Source organism: Enterobacter sp. 301B, assembly GCF_003850715.1.
Classification (GTDB): domain Bacteria; phylum Pseudomonadota; class Gammaproteobacteria; order Enterobacterales; family Enterobacteriaceae; genus Enterobacter; species Enterobacter intestinihominis.
Map to the genome: position 1 here is coordinate 190,982 of NZ_PQTC01000004.1, position 16,294 is coordinate 207,275.

A 16,294-nucleotide genomic window follows, 5' to 3' on the forward strand; every position below is an offset into this window, starting at 1 on the left:
GTTTATCGGGAGAAGGCTTCCCTTCTCCCGGTTTCCTGTTATGCCTGGACAGCCTGTCCGGACAACTTCACCTTCAACAAGGTATAACCAATAACCGCGGCCAGTAACGACCCGATAAGAATGCCGAGTTTCGCCCAGACGATAAGCTCAGGCGCGCTGGCACCAAACGCCAGCGTCGAGATAAAGATCGACATGGTGAATCCAATACCGCACAGCACGCCGATGGCCATAATCTGACTAAAGGTGGTTCCGTTTGGCAATGACGCCAGCTTCAGCTTCAGCGCCAGCCAGCAGAACAGGCTGATACCCAGCGGCTTACCGATAAACAAACCAGCGATGATACCCAGCGGCAGCACAGAGGTGAGTCCGTCCAGGGTAACACCGGCCAGGGAAACACCCGCGTTGGCAAATGCAAACAGCGGCAGGATCATAAAGCCCACCCACGGATGAAGCACATGCTCCAGCTGTCTGGCAGGCGATTTGCCGTCCTGCTCCTTCAGCGGAATAAAGAAGCCAACGATGACGCCCGCCAGCGTGGCATGCACGCCAGACTTCAGCACCGCCGTCCACAGCACCATCCCCACCAGAATATAAATACCCGTGCGTCGGACGTTGAAGACGTTCAGCAACGCCAGCACCGCAATAGCCACGGCCGCCACGCTCAGCGACAGAACCGACAGATCGCTGGTGTAGAACAGCGCGATAATCACGATAGCGCCCAGGTCATCGATAATCGCCAGCGCCATCAGGAAAATTTTCAGTGCTACCGGGACGCGGCTACCGAGCAAGGCTAAGACCCCGAGCGCAAACGCGATATCCGTTGCGGCCGGGATCGCCCAGCCGTCACGCGCAATCGGATCCTGCCACGCAAACGCGAGAAAGAGCAACGCGGGAACGATCATCCCGCCAATCGCCGCGATCACCGGAAACGCCGCGCGCTGACGGCTGGCAAGAGAACCGATCACCAGCTCACGTTTGACCTCCAGGCCTACCAGCAGGAAGAACACCGCCATCAGCGCATCGTTGATCCACAGCAGCATGTTCTTGTTAATTTCCAGCGCCCCGACCTTCAGCTCGACGGGGGTTTCCAGAAATGCGTGATAGAGATCGCGCGTCATGCCCATATTGGCGAGCAGCATGGCGGCTGCAGCAGCAATAATCAGGATGACGCCGCCGGATGCCTCACTGCTAAAGAAACGGTGTAGTAATTTCACGTTTAAACTCTCTTTTACAACAATACCTCGGTAAAACCATAATATCAGCGCAAACAGATCGGTAAAAACAGATTAATATTGGTTATAGATTCAGTTTAACCGAGGAATAACGCTATAAAGCAAAAAGCCCGGAATCGCTTCCGGGCTTTAAAGGATAGTAACCAGCTGGCAGGTTAGCGGGTTAAATCGTCGAAGAATTTTTTGACGCCATCGAAGAAGCTTTTGGAGCGCGGGCTGTTTTTCTCACCCGTCGGGCCACCAAAACTCTCCTGAAGCTCTTTCAGCAGCTGTTTCTGCTTGTCGTTCAGGCCGACCGGCGTTTCAACGACCACGCGGCATAACAGGTCACCCTGCGCGCCACCGCGAACGGATTTAACGCCTTTGCCGCGCATGCGGAACAGCTTCCCGGTCTGGGTTTCGCCAGGGATTTTCAGGTTAACGCGACCGTCCAGCGTCGGCACTTCGATTTCGCCGCCCAGCGCCGCCATCGCAAAGTTGATCGGCACTTCACAGTACAGGTTGTTACCTTCACGCTCGAAGATGGCGTGCTGTTTAACCTGAACCTGAACGTACAGATCCCCTGCCGGTGCGCCGTGCTCGCCAGCTTCCCCCTCACCTGCCAGACGGATGCGGTCGCCCGTATCTACGCCTGCCGGGATCTTAACGGACAGCGTTTTGGTTTTCTCCACGCGACCGTGACCGTGGCATTTGGTGCACGGATCTTTAATCAGCGTACCGCGACCATGACAATGCGGACAGGCCTGCTGCACCGCGAAGAAGCCCTGGCGCATCTGCACCTGACCGGAACCGTGACAGGTTGGACAGGTCTGTGGCTGAGTCCCCGCTTTCGCGCCGCTGCCGTGGCAAACGTCACACTCTTCCAGCGTCGGGATACGGATCTCTTTGGTTACGCCACGAACCGCTTCTTCCAGTGTCAGGTCCATGTTATAGCGCAGATCTGCGCCGCGCGCCGCGCGCTGACGACCACGACCGCCGCCGAAGATATCGCCAAATACATCGCCAAAGATGTCGCTGAAATCAGCGCCGCCGCCGAAGCCGCCGCCACCAAATCCACCGCCGCCCATGCCGCCCTGTTCAAAGGCCGCGTGACCATACTGGTCATAAGCCGCACGTTTTTGTGCATCGGTCAGGACTTCGTAGGCTTCTTTAATCTCTTTAAATTTTGCTTCAGCCTCTTTGTCACCCTGATTACGGTCAGGGTGGAATTTCATGGCCAGGCGCTTATATGCCTTTTTGATTTCACGCTCTTCCGCAGTTTTCGGAACGCCTAAAATCTCGTAATAGTCTTGCTTTGCCATTGGTTTTTTTAAGCCCCTTAACATGCGAGCACGGGCGTGGAGAATACTCCTACGCCCGTGCCGATTAATTACCCTGCATCAGGGCGATTATTTTTTATCTTTCACTTCTTCGAACTCAGCGTCGACAACATCGTCGTCTTTCGCGTTGTTCTGGGAAGCATCAGCGCCCGCCTGCTGCTGTGCGTGCTGCTGCTGAGCGATTTCCATCAGCTTCTGAGAAACCTGTGCCAGCTCCTGCATCTTCGCTTCAATGTCCGCTTTGTCTTCGCCTTTCAGAGACGTTTCCAGCGCGCTCAGTGCAGTTTCGATCGCAGTTTTGTCTTCCGCTGGCAGTTTATCGCCCGCTTCTTCAACCTGCTTACGGGTGCTGTGCAGCAGATGGTCACCCTGGTTACGGGTCTGAACCAGCTCTTCGAACTTACGGTCGGATTCCGCGTTAGCTTCGGCATCACGAACCATTTTTTCGATTTCCGCTTCGTTCAAGCCAGAAGATGCCTTGATGGTGATCTTCTGCTCTTTACCGCTGTTTTTGTCTTTCGCAGACACGTGCAGGATACCGTCAGCATCGATGTCGAAGGTGACTTCGATCTGTGGCATGCCGCGTGGTGCCGGGTTAATACCGTCCAGGTTGAACTGACCCAGAGATTTGTTATCCGCCGCACGCTTACGCTCACCCTGAATCACATGGATGGTTACCGCAGACTGGTTATCTTCAGCGGTAGAGAACACCTGGCTGTGTTTCGTCGGGATAGTAGTGTTTTTGTTGATGAGCGGAGTCATCACGCCACCCATGGTTTCGATACCCAGTGACAGCGGAGTAACGTCCAGCAGCAGTACGTCTTTCACTTCACCCGTCAGAACACCACCCTGAACCGCAGCACCGATAGCAACCGCTTCGTCCGGGTTCACGTCTTTACGTGGCTCTTTACCAAAGAATTCAGCAACTTTCTTCTGAACCATTGGCATACGAGTCTGACCACCTACCAGGATAACGTCCTGAATATCAGACACGGACAGGCCAGCGTCCTGCAATGCAACTTTCAGTGGCTCGATAGAACGGTTCACCAGGTCTTCTACCAGGCTTTCCAGTTTCGCACGGGTCACTTTGATGTTCATGTGTTTTGGACCGGTCGCGTCTGCGGTGATGTACGGCAGGTTCACGTCGGTCTGCTGAGCGGAAGACAGCTCGATCTTCGCTTTCTCAGCGGCTTCTTTCAGGCGCTGCATGGCCAGCGGGTCGTTACGCAGGTCAATGCCCTGATCTTTCTTAAACTCGTCAACGAGGTAGTTGATCAGACGGGTATCGAAGTCTTCACCACCCAGGTGGGTATCACCATTGGTTGCCAGAACTTCGAAGGTTTTTTCGCCGTCAACGTCGTCGATTTCGATAATAGAGATATCGAAGGTACCACCACCCAGGTCGTAAACCGCGATAGTACGGTTGCCAACTTCTTTATCCAGACCGTAAGCCAGCGCAGCTGCGGTTGGTTCGTTGATGATACGTTTTACTTCCAGACCTGCGATACGGCCAGCATCTTTGGTTGCCTGACGCTGAGCATCGTTGAAGTAAGCAGGTACGGTGATAACAGCTTCAGTTACCGGTTCACCCAGGTAATCTTCCGCGGTTTTCTTCATTTTCTTCAGCACTTCAGCAGAGATCTGCGGAGGTGCAGTTTTGGTGCCTTTCACATCAAGCCATGCATCGCCGTTATCGGCTGCGATGATTTTGTAAGGCATGATGGAAACGTCACGCTGAACTTCTTCGTCCTGGAAGCGGCGGCCAATCAGGCGTTTGATCGCAAACAGGGTGTTTTGCGGGTTTGTCACTGCCTGACGTTTAGCCGGCTGACCAACCAGAGTTTCACCATCCTGGGTATAAGCAATGATAGAAGGCGTGGTGCGATCGCCCTCGGCGTTCTCCAGCACACGTGCAGTAGTGCCATCCATAATCGCTACACAAGAGTTGGTAGTACCCAGGTCGATACCAATAATTTTACCCATCTAAACGTCTCCACTAAAAATTCAGTCAACATGTGGTTGTGTACCTGTAATAAGGGCAGAACGTGCTTTTTCAACTGCCCAGATTTGATTTTTTTCAGGTCCACACACTGCGGTTGCTTACAAGATGGGGTCACAACGGCATCCATCAAGGGGGAAGGATAAAAAATTTTTTAATTTCACCCCGATGAGATCATAGACGGCGCCGATGCCGCCCATTATGATGCCGCGCCCCGTCAGGGAGAACTGGCGCGGGTTTAACCATTTCACCATATTAATGATGATTTTTTTGAGGACTTATGGGCAACACTAAGTTGGCTAATCCGGCTCCGCTGGGCCTGATGGGTTTTGGCATGACCACCATTCTGCTGAACCTGCACAACATCGGGATGTTCCCGATGGACGGCGTAATCCTGGCGATGGGCATTTTTTACGGCGGTATCGCGCAAATTTTCGCGGGCCTGCTGGAATATAAGAAAGGCAATACCTTCGGCTTAACCGCCTTTACCTCTTACGGTTCGTTCTGGCTGACGCTGGTCGCCATTCTGCTGATGCCTAAAATGGGCCTGGCAGATGCTTCAAACGCCCATTTCCTGGGCGTGTACCTGGGACTGTGGGGCGTGTTCACCCTGTTCATGTTCTTCGGCACCCTGAAGGCGAACCGCGCGCTGCAATTCGTCTTCCTGAGCCTGACCGTGCTGTTCGCTCTGCTTGCCGCGGGTCACCTGGCGGATAACGAAGGCATCGTTCACGTTGCCGGCTGGGTCGGTCTGGTGTGCGGCGCAAGCGCTATCTACCTGGCAATGGGTGAAGTGCTGAACGAGCAGTTCGGCCGCACCGTATTACCGATTGGTGAAAAACACTGATCCCTCTGTCGTGCCCGCGTCGCGGGCACGACATCCCTCTGACTGGCGAAGCCACATCCCCAATACCAGCCCCATCAGCGATAACGCCAGCACGTACCATGCAGGTGCAAGGGGTGACAGCCCCATCAACACCGTGACCACAATCGGGGTCAGCCCACCGAAAATGGCATACGAGACGTTATAAGAGAAAGAGATGCCGGTGAAGCGTACCTCCGGCGGGAAGGCGCGGACCATTACGTACGGTACGGCGCCAACGACGCCCACGCACAGCCCGACGATGCCGTACAGCAGGAACAACTGTTCAGGATGGCTGCCCGCAAGATGGTAGAATGCCCAGCTCGACGCGGCCAGCAGCAGGCTGCCGACAATAAAGGTCACGCTGGCACCGAAACGATCCGCCGCCAGTCCCGCGGCCAGACAGCCAAAGCAGAGCATAATTGTCGCGATACTGTTCGCCTGTAACGTCACAGCAGGCGCAAAACCGTACTGTTTTTGCAGCCAGACCGGCGACATCAAAATGACCACCACGATACCCGCAGACAGCAGCCAGGTCAGAAGCATCGACACGACTACCGCTTTTTTATGCCGCACTACTACGGTTTTTACCGGCAATTCTTGCGCCAGCGCCTTCCGCTGCTGCATTTCCAGAAATATTGGCGTCTCCTGCAACCAACGTCGCAGGTACATTGCCACCAGCCCAAACGCCCCGCCCAGCAGGAACGGGATACGCCAGCCCCAGTCGTGAACGGCCTGTTGCGTCATGCTGGTATTGATGATGGTTGCAACCACGGAGCCAAGCAGGATCCCGATCGTCAGTCCTGCGGTCAGCGTTCCGCACGCAATGCCGATGCGGCGCACCGGGACGTGCTCAGCGACAAACACCCACGCGCCCGGCACTCCCCCGCCGATGGCCGCGCCCTGGAGAATACGCATCAGCAGCAGCAATAACGGGGCGATAATGCCCATCGACTCATAGGTAGGCAAAAGGCCAATCGCCAGCGTCGGCACGGCCATCAGCAGGATGCTGAGGGTAAACATCTTCTTGCGCCCAATCAAATCGCCAAAGTGCGCCATAACAATGCCGCCCAGCGGACGCGCCAGATACCCGGCAGCGAAAATGCCGAAGGTTTGCACCTGACGCAGCCATTCAGGAATATCAGCCGGGAAAAACAGCGCCCCCACGACGGCGGCGAAGAAGACAAAGATGATGAAGTCGTAAAACTCCAGCGCGCCGCCCAGAGCAGCGAGCGTGAGGGTTTTGTAGTCCTGTCGATTCAGAGGTCGGGTGTTATGTGACATAGCGAACCATTGTGCATGTGTTGTGGATTATTTTTTACAGCAATCGTAAAGAAAAAATTACTATATCGTAAATCCATTTACACGCTACTGCGGCTGGCGCTAATGTCACATTTAAAGCATTTTCAGGAGATTGTTTCGCGGCGAGCGCTTTTAGGGCGAAATGCTGCTACCACGTTGCCGTCAGTTTCCACGTACGGACCGTCAAGCAGTTGTATACAATACGGTACACTTGCAAAGATACCGTGGACGATAACGCTCCCGTCTTCGGCTTTTACTCCTTCCAGCGTTTCTTTTATCGACTTCGGCTGCCCCGGCAGGTTCAGGATCAGCGCCTGTTTGCGGATCACCCCGACCTGACGGGAAAGAATGGCCGTCGGGACAAAGTGTAGACTGATCTGGCGCATCTGTTCACCGAAGCCCGGCATTTCACGATCGGCGATAGCCAGCGTCGCGTCCGGCGTTACATCGCGGCGCGCGGGGCCGGTTCCGCCCGTCGTCAGCACAAGGTGGCAGCTCATCTCATCCACCAGCTCACACAGGGTCTGCTCGATGATCGGCTGCTCGTCCGGGATCAGGCGAGTCTGGATCTCAAACGGGGTAGTGAGCGCGCTGCCCAGCCACGCTTCCAGAGCAGGGATGCCTTTATCCTGATAAACACCGCTGGAGGCGCGGTCAGAAATCGACACTAAGCCGATGCGTAAGGTATTCATATCCATTCCATTCAAAAAGTACTGATTAAAGGGAATGATACACGCAGAGAGAAAATTCAGACAGAGGCGGGGGAAAGAGGCGTGACCGGGAACCCGGTCACGCAGAATGATTACAGCAGGTCGCCGATCATTTTTTCCAGTTTTTCCTGGTCGATAGCAAACTTACGGATACCGTCCGCCAGTTTATCTACGGCCATTGGATCCTGGTTGTGCTGCCACAGGAACTCGGACTCGGTGATGCGCTCTGGGCGCGCTTTCACTTCACCGGTGTAGGACAGTTTACGCTCGATAGCTCCTTCGCTTTCTGCCAGCTCTTTCAGCAGCGCAGGGGCGATGGTCAGGCGGTCACAGCCAGCCAGCTCAATGATTTCACCGACGTTACGGAAGCTTGCGCCCATAACAACGGTCTCATAGCCGTGCTGTTTGTAGTATTCGTAGATTTCCGTCACGGAAATCACGCCTGGATCTTCAGACGCCGCATACTCTTTCTTGTCGGTGTTGGCTTTGTACCAGTCCAGAATACGGCCCACAAACGGAGAAATCAGGTATACGCCAGCTTCGGCACATGCACGCGCCTGTGCGAAGGAGAACAGCAGAGTCAGGTTACAGTTGATCCCTTCTTTTTCCAGCTGTTCAGCGGCGCGAATGCCCTGCCAGGTAGAGGCCAGTTTGATCAGGATACGGTCGTTGCTGATGCCCGCATAGTTGTACAGTTTGATCAGGCGTTTTGCTTTGGCAATAGACGCTTCGGTGTCGTAGGACAGGCGAGCATCAACTTCAGTAGAGATACGGCCAGGAACGAGCTTCAGGATTTCCAGACCGATGTTTACTGCCAGTTTGTCAGTCGCATCCACAACCTGCTGCGCGCGGTCATTGCTCTGTGCTTTTGCCCAGGTCACCGCCTCGTCGATCAGTTTGCGATACTCAGGGATCTGCGCGGCGTTAAGGATCAGAGAAGGGTTGGTTGTAGCATCCTGCGGCTGGTACAGCTTCATTGCCGCAATATCTCCGGTGTCAGCGACGACAGTGGTGAACTGACGAAGGGAGGTCAATTTATCCGTCATGATAGTGTTTCTCTTTTAACGTTCCCTGGATAATTCACACTACCGACAGCCTGCCAGCAGCGGAAAAATGACAGGTTTACTTGTTAGGGGGATGTAACCGGTCTGCCCTGATGATAACACGAGTGAGAGGCAGCGCAACCGCAGACAGTGCGCTTAGGCAGAGTATGATAAACTCAGAATATTAACAGGCTGCTAAGTAACAGCATGCACAATCAGTGGTAGCGCTTACATATTCACGTTGGCATCAACAAGAGGGACGTTAGTGCCTGATTTCTTTTTCTTTATTAACGAAGTTCTCTGGGGTTCAATCATGATATACCTGCTTTCAGGGGCAGGTATCTGGTTTACGTGGCGCAGCGGACTGATTCAGTTTCGCTATATTCGCAAATTTGGCAGAAGTCTGAAAAACAGCGTCACACCACAGCCGGGCGGCCTGACCTCATTTCAGGCGCTCTGTACCAGCCTGGCCGCGCGCGTCGGCAGCGGTAACCTGGCCGGTGTCGCGCTGGCAATCGGCGCGGGCGGTCCGGGCGCGGTATTCTGGATGTGGGTGACGGCGATTATCGGTATGGCCACCTCCTTTGCTGAATGCTCGCTTGCGCAGCTCTACAAAGAAAAAGACGGCAACGGTCAATTTCGCGGCGGCCCCGCCTGGTATATGGCTCGCGGACTGGGAATGCGCTGGATGGGCGTCCTGTTCTCAATCTTTTTACTGATGGCCTATGGTCTTATTTTCAATACCGTTCAGGCTAATTCCGTCGCCCACGCGCTGCGCTTTGCCTTTAATTGTCCGGAGTGGCTGACGGGCGGCGCGCTTGCCCTTCTCACCCTGCTGACCATTGTGACCGGGCTGAGAGGGGTTGCCCGCCTGATGCAGTGGCTGGTTCCGCTGATGGCGCTGCTGTGGGTGTCAACCAGCCTGTTGGTATGCGCGATACATATCGACGAAGTGCCGAACGTCATCGTCACCATTTTCCAAAGCGCGTTCGGCTGGCGCGAAGCGGCTTCCGGCGCGCTGGGTTACACCCTTAGCCAGGCGCTCACTGCGGGTTTTCAGCGAGGCATGTTCTCCAACGAAGCGGGAATGGGCTCCACGCCGAATGCCGCCGCAGCGGCCGCATCCTGGCCCCCGCATCCCGCCGCGCAGGGCATTGTACAGATGATTGGCGTCTTCACAGACACCATTGTTATCTGCTCCGCCAGTGCGATGATAATGTTGCTGTCCGGCGCCGTTGAACATCCATCCGGCAGTACAGCAGGCATTCACTGGGTACAACAGGCGCTGGTCTCCCTCGTCGGCGGTTGGGGCGCAGGCCTTGTCGCCCTTGTCGTGGGGCTTTTTGCCTTCAGTTCTATTGTGGTGAACTATATCTATGCCGAGAACAACCTTATTTTCCTGAAAGTTGACTCGCGTCTGGCCCGCAACATCCTTCGCGCGGGTGTGCTGGCGATGGTATTTGTCGGTTGCCTGCTCAGCATGCCGATGATCTGGCAACTGGCGGATGTCATTATGGCGCTGATGGCCATCACCAATTTGACGGCAATTTTGCTTCTTTCACCGGTTGTAGCGCTGATCGCGCGCGATTATCTGCGTCAGCGCAAGCTCGGCGTACAGCCCGTTTTTGACGCCTCACGCTATCCCGAAATCGAATCACAAATTGCCCCTGGCACCTGGGATGATTTGCCGCGGCAATAACAGCTATCGATCAATTCAGGGCGATTTTTTGTTAAAGTCGCTCTAAATTTCCTGCAAGGACTGGATATGCTGATTCTGATTTCACCTGCCAAAACGCTCGACTACCAGAGCCCGCTCGCCACTGAGCGTTATACCCAGCCGGAATTGCTGGACTACTCGCAACAGCTGATCCACGAGGCGCGTAAGCTTTCGGCTCCGCAAATCGCTTCGCTGATGAGCATCAGTGATAAACTCGCCGACCTGAACGCCACCCGTTTTCATGAGTGGCAGCCTGACTTCACGCCCGCTAACGCCCGCCAGGCGCTGTTGGCCTTCAAAGGTGACGTCTACACTGGCCTGCAAGCAGAAACGTTTAGCGAAGCCGATTTCGATTTTGCCCAGCAGCATCTGCGCATGTTATCCGGCCTGTACGGGGTGCTGCGCCCGCTGGATCTGATGCAGCCATATCGTCTGGAGATGGGTATCCGCCTGGAAAACGCCAAAGGCAAAGATTTGTACCAGTTCTGGGGCGATGTCATTACCGATAAGCTTAACGCGGTGCTACAAGCCCAGGGGGACAACGTGGTGATCAACCTGGCCTCCGATGAGTACTTCAAATCGGTGAAGCCGAAAAAGCTGAATGCGGACATTATCAAGCCGGTGTTCCTCGACGAGAAAAACGGCAAATTTAAAGTGATCAGCTTCTACGCCAAAAAAGCGCGCGGTCTGATGAGCCGTTTCATCATTCAAAACCGCCTGACGAAGCCAGAGCAGCTCACTGGCTTTAACAGTGAAGGGTATTTCTTCGACGAGGCATCGTCAGGAAAAAACGAGCTGGTGTTTAAGCGTCACGAGCAATAAAAGACAACCCCGCCAGCTGGCGGGGTTTGTATTAATGGTGCTTCCGGTCCGGCCCCGGGCGATGATCGTCATGACGGTGATGATCGTGACGATCGCGATGTTCATCGTGCGGACGCCAGTGGTTATCGCGCCAGTCATAGTGCGCTTTCCACCAGTCATGGTCGCGCCAGCGGCCGCCATCCCAGTAGTGTCCGTTATTATCCCGATCGCCAATTTGCAGTTTTACCGCAGGGACGAGGGTGATCTCAGCTGCCTGCACCACCATGGGAGCGACCAGCATCAGTGAAAGCGCGATAAGTGCAGGTTTCAGTGTAGACATAGGTGACTCCTTATTCTTCTTGCCCAACGTGGGCCGATGTAAGGAGAGTACGTGATGGGAACGGTGGATGTTATTCTCTGCAATCCTAAACCCTAAGTGACCGCATTTATTGGGAATTTCTGCTTTTTTCCTGCTGTTTTTCTCCTTATTTTCTCCATAAAAAAGCCGGGTGGCGGCTTCGCCTTACCCGGCCTACTTTCTGAAATGTTCCAGGCCCGGTAAGGCGTAGCCGCCACCGGGCAATAAACTCACGCTCGGGTCATCATCAGCTTACGCAGTGCGGCAAAGTCTGCGGGCAGCTCATGGGACAGCAACGGCAGGTCGGCGCGCTCGGCCAGCTCTTTTGGCAGCGGCAGCGTTTCACCCAGGATCGCTTCCACGCTCTCTTTGAACTTGGCCGGATGGGCGGTACCGAGGAACAGGCCATACTCACCCGGTTGAAGCTGATCGCGCAGGGCACGATAGGCAATCGCCGCGTGCGGCTCAGAGGTATAGCCCACCGCTTTCAGCTCGCGCATGGTGGCTTTCGTGGTTTCGTCCGTCACCGCTGCGTAGCCCAGGTCGCCCAGACGCCAGACCTTACGGCGGAACAGCTCTTCCACACGCGGCCAGTTGTTAGGCTGTGACACATCCATCGCATTGGAGAGCGTGGCCTGCGTCGCGTTCGGCGCCCATTTTCCGTCCTTCAGGAAACGCGGCACGGTGTCGTTGGCGTTGGTAGCGGCGATAAAGCGCTTCACCGGCAGGCCGAGTGATTTCGCCAGCAGGCCCGCCGTCAGATCGCCGAAGTTCCCGCTTGGCACAGAAACTACCAGCTGATTGCGCGCGTCCTGCGGCAGCTGGGCCACCGCTTCGAAGTAGTAGCAGATCTGCGCCAGCAGACGGCTGATGTTGATGGAGTTGGCAGAGTTCAGCCCCAGCGCCGCCTTCAGCTCTTCGTCATCAAAGGCCTGCTTCACCAGCGCCTGGCAGGCATCGAAATCGCCGTCGATCGCCACGGTTTCAATGTTGCCCCCAAGAGTGCAGAACAGTTTTTCCTGAAGCGGGCTGATTTTGCCTTTCGGATAGAGGATCACCACGCGGACGTTTTTCAGGCCGTAGAACGCATGAGCCACCGCCGCACCGGTATCACCTGAGGTCGCGGTCAGGATGGTCACCGGTTTGTCGCCGCTGATGTGGGTCAGCATCTGCGCCATAAAGCGACCGCCGAAATCTTTGAACGCCAGCGTCGGGCCGTGGAACAGCTCCAGACAGCCAACATCAGGCTCCACCTGCTTCACCGGGGCCGGGAAAGCAAACGCCGCGCGCACGCGCTCTTCGAGCAGCTCCTGCGGGATTTCGTCGCCAATAAACGCAGACAGAATTTTGGTGCTGCGGGTGACAAAGTCCTGCTTAAGCAGTTCATCGATTTCAGTCAGTTGAAATTCCGGCAGGTCGTGGGGGAAGAACAGCCCCTGATTTTTGCCCAAACCCTGCGTTACCGCCTGCGCAAAGCTGACCTGCTCGTTATGATCTTTAAGGTTGTAGAGTTTCATTCGTTATCCCAATACTCGTGCGCCAGCCGTGTCCAGACGGCAAATATGAACAAAGCCTTCCTGATTTTGCAGGTAGTGTTTAGAGAGCCAGTCCGCCACGCGCTGCGCGGTGTCTGGCTTGTCGCATAAGGCGAACAGCGTTGGGCCGGAGCCGGAGATGCCGCACGCCTGTGCGCCGATATCCATGGATGCCTGTCGCGCTTCGTTAAAGCCCGGCAGCAGCTTCGTGCGATACGGCTCGGCAATAACGTCTTTCATCAGTTTCGCCGCCAGCTGCGGCTGTCGGGTATAGCAGGCATGAATAAAGCCCGCCAGATGACGCCCGTGGGCGATACAGTCCTGACGACGATACTGCGCCGGCAGGATCGCACGCGCTTCGGCGGTAGAAACCTTAATGCCCGGATAGGCAAGCACCCACAGCCACTCATCAAACCCTGGCACCTGCTGGCTGATGATGCCATTTTCTTCAATCATCAGCTGCATGCCGCCAAGGAAGCACGGCGCCACGTTATCATAATGAATGCTGCCGGAGATGCGCCCTTCCAGCTCGCCCATCAGCGCCAGCAGGCGGCTGTTGTTCAGCGGCTTGCCGCAGTGCTCATTCATCGCCACCAGCGCGGCGACCACCGAGCAGGCGCTGGAGCCGAGTCCCGAACCAATCGGCATGCTCTTTTCCAGCGTCATGGCGACCGGCACGTTTTTACCGATCTCCTGACAGAAGCGTTCCCAGCACTGATAAACGATATTCTCACGCGGTTCAGGCGGCAGCTTGCTGGCAAAACGGCCGACGTTATTCAGGCTGAAGCGCTCTGCCGCCTCAACCGTTACCGTATCGCCCAGCAGCGAACCATCCACCGGCGTAACCGCCGCGCCCAGCACGTCAAATCCGACGCTCATATTGGCGCTGGAAGCCGGGGCATATACTTTAACCATCTTAAACTCCTAACTTCCATGACAGGGTACGCAGCAGATCGGCAAACACGCCCGCCGCCGTCACATCATTCCCTGCGCCATAGCCGCGAAGTACCAGCGGCAGTGGCTGATAATAATGGCTGTAGAACGCCAGGGCGTTCTCGCCGTTTTTCACCTTGTACAGCGGATCGTTGCCATCCACTTCGGCAATCTTCACGCGGCAGACGCCGTCTTCTTCAATATTGCCAACATAGCGCAATACCTTACCTTCATCACGGGCTTTCGCAACGCGGGCGGCAAAGGCGTCGTCAAGCTGCGGCAACCTGGCCATAAAAGCGCTGACGTCGCCGCTGTCATCAAATTCTGCTGGCAGCACCGGCTCAATCACGATATCCGAAAGCTCCAGCTCGCGGCCGGTTTCGCGCACCAGGATCAGCAGCTTACGCGCCACATCCATACCGGAGAGGTCGTCGCGCGGATCCGGCTCGGTGTAGCCCAGCTCGCGCGCGGCGCGGGTGGCTTCCGACAGGCTCATCCCTTCGTCCAGCTTGCCGAAGATAAACGACAGGGAGCCGGAGAGGATGCCGGAGAAACGCTGTAGTTCGTCGCCCGCGTTCAGCAGGTTTTGCAGGTTCTCGATGACCGGCAGGCCTGCGCCCACGTTGGTGTCATACAGAAACTTGCGGCGCGACTTGCTCGCCGCCAGACGCAGCTGGTGATAGTAATCCATCGACGAGGTGTTGGCCTTTTTGTTCGGCGTCACCACATGGAAACCTTCGCGCAGGAAATCCGCGTACTGATCGGCCACCGCCTGGCTGGAGGTACAGTCGACGATCACCGGGTTAAGCAGGTGATACTCTTTCACCAGACGGATCAGACGACCCAGGTTGAACGGCTCTTTCGCCTCTTCCAGTTCCGCCTGCCAGTTTTCCAGGTTCAGACCGTGGACGTTAGTCAGCAACGCTTTCGAGTTCGCAATTCCGCAGACGCGCAAATCGATATGTTTCTTCTTAAGCCACTCCTGCTGGCGCTTTACCTGCTCCAGCAGCGCGCCGCCGACGCCGCCGACGCCCACCAGGAACAGCTCAATCACCTGGTCGGTGTTGAACAGCATCTGATGCACCACGCGCACGCCGGTAGTGGCGTCATCGTTATCCACGACAACGGAAATTGAACGCTCTGATGAGCCCTGGGCAATCGCCACGATATTGATATTGGCCCGCGCCAGGGCGGCAAAGAATTTGGCGGAGATTCCGCGCAGGGTGCGCATGCCGTCGCCTACCACGGAGATCACGGCCAGACGCTCCTGAATAGAGAGCGGCTCCAGCAGCTCTTCTTTCAGCTCCAGGTAGAACTCTTCTTCCAGCGCGCGACGGGCGCGCAGGCAATCGCCCTGCGGGACGCAGAAGCTGATGCTGTATTCGGAAGAAGACTGCGTGATCAGCACCACGGAGATCCCATTACGGGACATGGCCGCAAACACGCGTGCCGCCATGCCAACCATACCTTTCATACCCGGGCCAGAGACGCTGAACATCGCCATGTTATTAAGGTTCGAAATGCCTTTTACCGGCAGGTCATCTTCATCAGCGCTGGCGCCAATCAGCGTACCCGGCGCCTGCGGATTACCGGTATTTTTAATCAGGCAAGGGATCTGGAACTGGGCAATCGGGGAGATGGTACGTGGGTGAAGCACTTTGGCGCCGAAGTAGGAAAGCTCCATCGCTTCCTGGTACGACATCGACTTCAACAGCCTGGCGTCCGGCACCTGGCGCGGGTCACAGGTATATACACCATCAACGTCAGTCCAGATCTCACAACAGTCTGCACGTAAACAGGCCGCCAGCACGGCAGCGGAGTAGTCAGAGCCGTTACGCCCCAGCACCACCAGTTCGCCCTTCTCGTTACCGGCGGTGAAGCCTGCCATCAGGATCATGTGGTCAGACGGGATTTTGCTCGCCGCAATGCGGCGTGTCGACTCGGCAATGTCGACGGTGGATTCAAGGTAGTGTCCCACAGCCAGCAGTTTTTCAACCGGATCGATGACCGTCACGTGATGACCGCGCGCTTCCAGCACGCCTGCCATGATGGCGATAGAGAGTTTTTCACCCCGGCAAATTAGCGCCGCGTTGATGCTGTCCGGGCATTGACCCAGCAGGCTGATACCGTGAAGAACGTGTTTAATCTGGGCAAATTCGAGTTCAACGGTGGTTTTCAGCTGCGCCAGCGGGAAGCCAGGCTGGGCGTCTGCCAGCCCCTGAAGCAGTTCAGCGAAGATACGTTCGGCGTCGCTGATGTTCGGAAGTGCATCCTGGCCACCGATGGTTTTTTCAATCATCGCCACCAGGTGGTTCGTGATTTTTGCCGGGGCAGAGAGCACGGTAGCAACCTGCCCCTGCCTGGCGTTACTTTCCAGGATATCGGCAACACGCAGAAAACGCTCTGCATTTGCCACTGATGTACCGCCGAACTTCAACACTCGCATGGTTCTACCTCATTTCCTTTAGCCGAAAAAAAAGCCC

At 55.9% G+C, this 16,294-nt stretch carries 13 protein-coding genes and 1 other annotated feature (1 of these 14 only partly in view); of the genes, 3 read left to right on the top strand and 10 right to left on the bottom strand.

Annotation, left to right across the window (positions count from 1 at the left end):
* Window positions 1–38: 38 nt before the first annotated feature.
* The 3 genes from nhaA to dnaK form a co-directional block, all read right to left on the bottom strand.
* Window positions 39–1,214 carry a Na+/H+ antiporter NhaA gene (nhaA, locus tag C3451_RS06435; protein ID WP_045621246.1) on the bottom strand — a complete coding sequence of 392 codons (1,176 nt, stop codon included), beginning with the start codon at window positions 1,212–1,214 and terminating at the stop codon, window positions 39–41.
* A 173-nt stretch (window positions 1,215–1,387) separates the two neighbouring features.
* Window positions 1,388–2,533, bottom strand: a complete 1,146-nt coding sequence (gene dnaJ, locus C3451_RS06440; RefSeq protein WP_008502040.1) for a molecular chaperone DnaJ — start codon at window positions 2,531–2,533, stop codon at window positions 1,388–1,390.
* A gap of 87 nt (window positions 2,534–2,620) precedes the next feature.
* Complete coding sequence (gene dnaK / locus C3451_RS06445; RefSeq protein WP_006810169.1) at window positions 2,621–4,534, bottom strand: molecular chaperone DnaK; 1,914 nt, start codon at window positions 4,532–4,534, stop codon at window positions 2,621–2,623.
* A 296-nt stretch (window positions 4,535–4,830) separates the two neighbouring features.
* On the opposite strand from dnaK, the gene satP reads away from it, so the two are divergent.
* Window positions 4,831–5,397 (top strand): acetate uptake transporter, encoded by a 567-nt coding sequence (satP, locus tag C3451_RS06450; protein WP_022647004.1) that lies wholly within the window; start codon window positions 4,831–4,833, stop codon window positions 5,395–5,397.
* On the opposite strand, the gene C3451_RS06455 is transcribed toward satP, so the two are convergent.
* The 3 genes from C3451_RS06455 to tal all read right to left on the bottom strand — a co-directional run bounded on the left by C3451_RS06455 (window position 5,374) and on the right by tal (window position 8,470).
* Window positions 5,374–6,696 carry an MFS transporter gene (locus C3451_RS06455; RefSeq protein WP_124304259.1) on the bottom strand — a complete coding sequence of 441 codons (1,323 nt, stop codon included), beginning with the start codon at window positions 6,694–6,696 and terminating at the stop codon, window positions 5,374–5,376. The genes satP and C3451_RS06455 overlap by 24 nt on opposite strands.
* A 122-nt stretch (window positions 6,697–6,818) precedes the next feature.
* The gene (gene mog / locus C3451_RS06460; protein WP_003856479.1) at window positions 6,819–7,406 is read right to left on the bottom strand and encodes a molybdopterin adenylyltransferase; all 588 of its coding nucleotides are present in this window, start codon (window positions 7,404–7,406) and stop codon (window positions 6,819–6,821) included.
* Window positions 7,407–7,516: 110 nt separating this feature from the next.
* Window positions 7,517–8,470, bottom strand: coding sequence for a transaldolase (gene tal / locus C3451_RS06465; protein ID WP_063139110.1), 954 nt, complete (start codon window positions 8,468–8,470; stop codon window positions 7,517–7,519).
* 262 nt (window positions 8,471–8,732) lie between these two features.
* On the opposite strand from tal, the gene C3451_RS06470 reads away from it, so the two are divergent.
* Together C3451_RS06470 and yaaA are read left to right on the top strand one after the other, a co-directional pair.
* Window positions 8,733–10,166, top strand: a complete 1,434-nt coding sequence (locus tag C3451_RS06470; RefSeq protein WP_045621243.1) for a sodium:alanine symporter family protein — start codon at window positions 8,733–8,735, stop codon at window positions 10,164–10,166.
* A gap of 66 nt (window positions 10,167–10,232) precedes the next feature.
* Complete coding sequence (yaaA, locus tag C3451_RS06475) at window positions 10,233–11,006, top strand: peroxide stress protein YaaA (protein WP_045621241.1); 774 nt, start codon at window positions 10,233–10,235, stop codon at window positions 11,004–11,006.
* A 31-nt stretch (window positions 11,007–11,037) separates the two neighbouring features.
* Here the strand turns inward: yaaA and C3451_RS06480 are convergent, their stop codons facing one another.
* From C3451_RS06480 to thrA, 4 genes are all read right to left on the bottom strand, one after another.
* Complete coding sequence (locus C3451_RS06480) at window positions 11,038–11,325, bottom strand: DUF2502 domain-containing protein (RefSeq protein ID WP_045621239.1); 288 nt, start codon at window positions 11,323–11,325, stop codon at window positions 11,038–11,040.
* A gap of 248 nt (window positions 11,326–11,573) precedes the next feature.
* Window positions 11,574–12,860 (bottom strand): threonine synthase, encoded by a 1,287-nt coding sequence (gene thrC, locus C3451_RS06485; protein ID WP_003856490.1) that lies wholly within the window; start codon window positions 12,858–12,860, stop codon window positions 11,574–11,576.
* A 3-nt stretch (window positions 12,861–12,863) separates the two neighbouring features.
* Window positions 12,864–13,793 carry a homoserine kinase gene (gene thrB, locus C3451_RS06490; protein ID WP_023299286.1) on the bottom strand — a complete coding sequence of 310 codons (930 nt, stop codon included), beginning with the start codon at window positions 13,791–13,793 and terminating at the stop codon, window positions 12,864–12,866.
* A 1-nt stretch (window position 13,794) separates the two neighbouring features.
* Window positions 13,795–16,257: a bifunctional aspartate kinase/homoserine dehydrogenase I gene (gene thrA, locus C3451_RS06495; RefSeq protein ID WP_022646997.1), complete on the bottom strand. Its 2,463-nt coding sequence runs from the start codon at window positions 16,255–16,257 to the stop codon at window positions 13,795–13,797.
* 24 nt (window positions 16,258–16,281) lie between these two features.
* Window positions 16,282–16,294: a sequence feature (Thr leader region), on the bottom strand (it continues 105 nt past the right edge of the window).

Bases quoted from the DNA above. Each gene is read 5' to 3' on its own strand.
- thrC (WP_003856490.1), bottom strand. From the start codon at position 12,860: ATGAAACTCTACAACCTTAAAGATCATAACGAGCAGGTCAGCTTTGCG.
- tal (WP_063139110.1), bottom strand. From the start codon at position 8,470: ATGACGGATAAATTGACCTCCCTTCGTCAGTTCACCACTGTCGTCGCT.
- yaaA (WP_045621241.1), top strand. From the start codon at position 10,233: ATGCTGATTCTGATTTCACCTGCCAAAACGCTCGACTACCAGAGCCCG.
- dnaK (WP_006810169.1), bottom strand. From the start codon at position 4,534: ATGGGTAAAATTATTGGTATCGACCTGGGTACTACCAACTCTTGTGTA.
- thrA (WP_022646997.1), bottom strand. From the start codon at position 16,257: ATGCGAGTGTTGAAGTTCGGCGGTACATCAGTGGCAAATGCAGAGCGT.
- thrB (WP_023299286.1), bottom strand. From the start codon at position 13,793: ATGGTTAAAGTATATGCCCCGGCTTCCAGCGCCAATATGAGCGTCGGA.
- dnaJ (WP_008502040.1), bottom strand. From the start codon at position 2,533: ATGGCAAAGCAAGACTATTACGAGATTTTAGGCGTTCCGAAAACTGCG.
- C3451_RS06455 (WP_124304259.1), bottom strand. From the start codon at position 6,696: ATGTCACATAACACCCGACCTCTGAATCGACAGGACTACAAAACCCTC.
- mog (WP_003856479.1), bottom strand. From the start codon at position 7,406: ATGAATACCTTACGCATCGGCTTAGTGTCGATTTCTGACCGCGCCTCC.
- satP (WP_022647004.1), top strand. From the start codon at position 4,831: ATGGGCAACACTAAGTTGGCTAATCCGGCTCCGCTGGGCCTGATGGGT.
- C3451_RS06480 (WP_045621239.1), bottom strand. From the start codon at position 11,325: ATGTCTACACTGAAACCTGCACTTATCGCGCTTTCACTGATGCTGGTC.